The organism is Flavobacterium sp. (assembly GCF_035760125.1).
Taxonomy (GTDB): Bacteria; Bacteroidota; Bacteroidia; order Flavobacteriales; family Flavobacteriaceae; genus Flavobacterium.
In genome coordinates, this window is sequence record NZ_DASTTN010000205.1 from 1 (window position 1) to 5,307 (window position 5,307).

Below are 5,307 nucleotides of genomic sequence, written 5' to 3' on the forward strand. Positions count from 1 at the left end.
AACATTGACAATTCTAAAGCAAAAATGGCGCTTACTGCTGTCAAAATTACATAATTTTTATTCAAATGTGTCTATTTATAAATAATCGAATCAACATAATGTTAGTTCGACAGATTTCTATTTAGTTTTGTGTCATTCTTACAATTTAAAAACACAGACAGAAATGGACAAAAATCAACTGCTTTCGAAACTATGGGAACAATATGCTGAAATAACCCCATCTGCAAAAAAGATACACACTTTATTAGAAGAAAAAGGCGAAACGATTCTAAACGATCACATTGCGATTCGTACTTTCAATGACAAAAGAGTCAACATCTCGGTATTAGAAAAAATTTTCTTAAACGTTGGATATGAAGCTCGTGGTGAATACGTTTTTGAATCCAAAAAATTATTTGCTAAGCACTACGAACATACTACAGACAAAGATGCCCCGAGAATTTTTATCTCTGAATTAGAGTTAGAAAAATGTTCAGAATCATTACAAAAAACGGTAAAAAAATTACTGGATGATTGCGACCCTAACGAATTTAATCATCCTGAATTAGCTTTAAATAGCACTTTTTGGAAATCAAATTCACAGGCGATATACAAATCACTCTTGGAAGAATCGGAATATGCTGCTTGGATGTATATCTATGGTTTTCGCGCCAATCATTTTACAATTAATGTAAATGCGCTTAAACACTTTGAAAAATTGGAAGAATTGAATGCTTTCTTGGAAGAAAGCGGGTGGAAACTGAACGCTTCTGGCGGAAAAATAAAAGGAACTCCTGAGCAATTTTTAGAGCAATCCAGTACATTGGCTGATTTACATACCATCAACTTTGAAGAAGGTTCGTTTGAAATCCCATCTTGCTATTATGAATTTGCATTACGTTACGCCATGGCTGACGGTAATTTGTACCAAGGATTTGTGGCTTCATCTGCCGATAAAATTTTTGAAAGCACAGATGTGAAATTGCAAAATTAGAAGCTAAAAACAATTCAATAACTTGCCAAATTCACCGTTTTTCGGGTTGGATTATGGCAAGTTATTGTCTTTTTTAAGAAATATCAAGCTCTTATTGCGAAAACCCATGATGAAAAACACTTTTCAAAATAAATAAAATAAAATTTAAAATTGATTTTCTAGGTTTAAATGCAACAAAACACAATCAAAAAGACTATTTATAACAATAACCTCAATTATCGTTAAACTGGCTAGTATTATACCAATATATTTTCAGAATAACAATCGAGGGTTTATCTTTGTGCAAAAAATTTACAAATAATTTTTATTTGTGACAAACACAAAAAAGATGACAGAAAATCAGGAAACATTTATATTCGATTTTGACAGTACTTTTATGAAAGTCGAAGCACTAGATGTATTATGTGAAGTAATTTACCAAGATAGTGCCGCAGGGGTTCAAATATTAAGTGAAATTCAACGATTAACCGACCTAGGAATGGAAGGTAAATTGTCCTTAAAAGAATCTTTGACCCAAAGAATACAATTATTACAGGCCAATAGAGACCATATAGGCACTGTAATTGAAGAATTAAAAAAGAAAGTAACAGCTTCAGTAATTAGAAATAGAACTTTTTTCAAACAACACTCCGATAACATTTATATCATTTCAAATGGTTTTAAGGAAATTATCATCCCAATCGTTCAGGAATATGGTATTAAACCGGAGCATGTTTTGGCAAATACTTTCAAATTTGACCACGAAGGAAACATCATTGGTTTTGATGAAAAAGACGAATTGTGTGAAAACCAAGGAAAAGTAAAAAAAATCAAATCATTAAACCTTCAAGGAGAAGCGATAATGATTGGAGATGGTTATACTGACTATGAAACCCTTGAGGGTGGAGCAGTAAGTAAGTTTTTTGCTTTTACTGAAAATGTAAGCCGCAAGATTGTGGTAGAAAAAGCTAGTCAAATAGCTCCGTCATTGGACGAAATCCTTTATGAACTATCCTATAAAGCTTCGGTTTCATATCCAAAAAACAGAATTAATGTTTTGTTATTGGAAAACGTTCACCAAGATGCCGTTAAAATCTTTGAACACGAAGGATATAACGTAGAAACCATCAAGGGTTCTTTGTCTGAAGACGAATTGATTGAAAAAATAAAAGGAGTTTCAATACTTGGAATTCGTTCAAAAACTCACGTTACTGAGAAAGTTTTGGAGCATGCCAATAAACTGCACGCGGTTGGAACATTCTGTATTGGAACCAATCAGGTGGATTTGAACGCTTGTAGCATGAAAGGTATTTCAGTTTTCAACGCGCCGTACAGCAATACTAGATCTGTTGTGGAATTGGCTTTGGGACAAATCATTATGTTGGTTCGTAATACTTTCGAAAAAAGTAAATTGATGCACGAAGGTGTTTGGGACAAATCAGCCACCAATAGTGTTGAAATACGTGGTAAGAAATTAGGTTTGGTTGGATATGGAAGTATCGGATCACAACTTTCTATCGTAGCCGAAGCATTGGGAATGAAAGTGTATTTCTATGATGCCGTTGATAGATTGGCCCTTGGAAATGCAAAAAAATGTTCTTCTTTAAAAGAATTATTAGCCCTTTCGGATGTCGTTTCTTTACACGTCGACGGACGCGCCAGCAATAAAAACTTGATCGATGCCGATGCTTTTGAATACATGAAGCCAGGCGTAATCTTTCTAAATCTTTCCAGAGGACATGTCGTAGATATTGATGCATTGGTAGCCAACTTGAAAAGCGGTAAAATACATGGTGCTGCTATCGATGTGTTTCCATATGAACCGAAAAACAATGACGAACCATTTGTATCCGAATTACAAGGAATGTCAAATGTAATATTGACTCCACACATTGGAGGAAGCACCGAAGAAGCTCAAGAAGACATTGGACATTATGTTGCCAACAAAATAATTAATTACATCAATACCGGTACAACTTATGGAAGTGTGAACCTTCCTGAAATTCAGCTTCCTGAACTTCAAAGCGCTCACCGTATCATGCATATCCATGAAAATGTGAAAGGTATTTTGGCACAAATCAACAATATACTTTTAGAGTACGACAATAATATTTTGGGGCAATACCTGAAAACCAATGAAACTTTGGGGTATGTAATTACCGATATTGATAATTTCCACAACAAAGATTTGGAGAAAAAATTGAAAAAGATTCCAAATACCATTCGATATAGAATTCTATACTAAATAATTTTAGATTTCAGCTTTTAGACTTCAAATTACAAGAAATCTAAAAGCTGAAATTTTAAATCAAAAATCACCAAAATGAACCTTGAAAGTCTTGAAAAGCAATTAGATGGAAAATTATTGTACGACCACACCATGCGTACACTTTATGCCACTGATGCAAGCGCTTACAAAGAAATGCCGTTGGCAGTGGCCATTCCAAAAACTAAGGAAGATATTCAAAAAATCATTGCTTTTGCCAGAGAAAACAAGAGCAGTGTAATTCCTCGTGCAGCCGGAACTTCTCTTGCTGGACAGGTTGTTGGGAATGGAATTGTGGTTGATATTTCACAAGAATTTACCAAAATCCTTTCGGTTGATCCAGTTGAAAAATCGGCTTGGGTAGAACCTGGAGTGATTCGTGACGAACTGAATTTACATTTAAAATCCTATAAATTATTCTTTGGCCCGGAAACCTCAACCAGTAACCGCTGTATGATTGGCGGAATGGTGGGTAACAATGCTTGTGGCGCAAGATCTGTGATTTATGGCTCCACCCGTGAGCATTTACTTGAAATCAAAGGTTTTTTGGCAGATGGAAATGAAGTTACTTTTGGTGCTTTAACCAATGCCGAATTTGAAGACAAATGCAACGGAATAAACGTAGTAAGCCCTTTGGAACAAAACATTTATGTTCAAACTAAAGAATTATTATCATCACCGGCCAACAGAGCTTTATTTGACGAAAATTATCCGAAAAAATCAATTCCGAGAAGAAACACGGGATATGCATTAGATTTATTGGCAGACAGTCAGCCTTTTGGCGATCCGACCGAAAAATTTAATTTTTGCAAATTAATCGCCGGATCCGAAGGAACATTGTTCTTTTCAACAGCCATAAAACTGAATTTAGTTAACACACTGAAACCATTTGCAGGTTTGGTCTGCGTACACCACAACAGCATCAACGAATCATTGAAAGCCAACTTAGAAGCCTTGAAATTCAAGCCGGATAGCGTTGAGTTAATCGATCATTATATCCTGGAATGTACCAAAGAAAATATCGAACAAAGCAAAAACAGATTTTTTGTGGAAGGCGATCCACAGGCAATTTTGGTTGTTGAATTTTTAAGAGATTCGAAAGAGGAAATTATTCAGGCCGCCAAAGAAATGGAAGAGCTGATGCGTTCCAAAAACCTTGGTTACCACTTCCCGATTGTTTGGGGTGAAGACACTAATAAAGTTTGGAACCTGAGAAAAGCGGGATTGGGATTATTATCTAATATTCCAGGCGATGCCAAAGCGGTTGCTGTTATTGAAGACACAGCGGTAGACGTAAATGATTTACCTGATTTTATTGAAGATTTCAATGCGATTCTAAAAGAGCGAAATCTAAGTTGTGTGCATTATGCCCACGCTGCTACAGGAGAATTACACCTTCGCCCAATAATTGACCTAAAAACCAAAGAAGGGACAGTCCTTTTTAGAACCATTGCTACCGATATTGCCCACTTAGTTAAAAAATACAAAGGCTCATTAAGCGGGGAACACGGAGACGGAAGACTTCGTGGCGAATTTATTCCGCTGATGTTGGGAGAAGAAATCTACCAAATGTTTATCGAAGTGAAAAACACTTGGGATCCTTGGGGCATATTTAATCCTGGGAAAGTGGTAAATACACCTCCAATGGATAGCAGTCTAAGGTACAATCCTGGACAAGAGACTCCAATGCCGGAAACCTATTTTGATTTCTCTGAGCATAACGGAATTGTGCGTGCTGCCGAGATGTGCAACGGATCGGGAGATTGTAGAAAAACAGAGAAAAGTGGCGGTACAATGTGCCCAAGTTATATGGCGACCCGTGATGAAAAACACACCACTCGCGCCAGAGCCAACATATTGAGAGAAACCATCACCAATTCGACCAAAGAAAATAAATTTGACGATGAAGGTTTACTCGAAGTGCTTGATTTATGTTTGAGCTGTAAAGGATGTAAATCCGAATGTCCATCGAATGTGGATATGGCGAAGCTAAAAGCAGAAACTTTACAACAATACCACGATAAAAACGGAGTAAAATTACGCTCCAGATTAATTGGAAACACTCCAAAAATCAACCAATTATTTGCTT

3 protein-coding genes are annotated in these 5,307 nt (G+C 36.1%); all 3 read left to right on the forward strand.

Annotated features, from left to right (window positions below; genetic code table 11):
- Positions 1–163 precede the first annotated feature (163 nt).
- Complete coding sequence (locus VFS71_RS07645) at positions 164–973, forward strand: DUF1338 domain-containing protein (protein ID WP_326400335.1); 810 nt, start codon at positions 164–166, stop codon at positions 971–973.
- Positions 974–1,301: 328 nt separating this feature from the next.
- Positions 1,302–3,197, forward strand: coding sequence for a phosphoglycerate dehydrogenase (serA, locus tag VFS71_RS07650; protein ID WP_326400336.1), 1,896 nt, complete (start codon positions 1,302–1,304; stop codon positions 3,195–3,197).
- Between the two features lie 78 nt (positions 3,198–3,275).
- The coding region (locus VFS71_RS07655; RefSeq protein WP_326400337.1) for an FAD-binding and (Fe-S)-binding domain-containing protein at positions 3,276–5,307 on the forward strand (2,032 nt) is incomplete at its 3' end.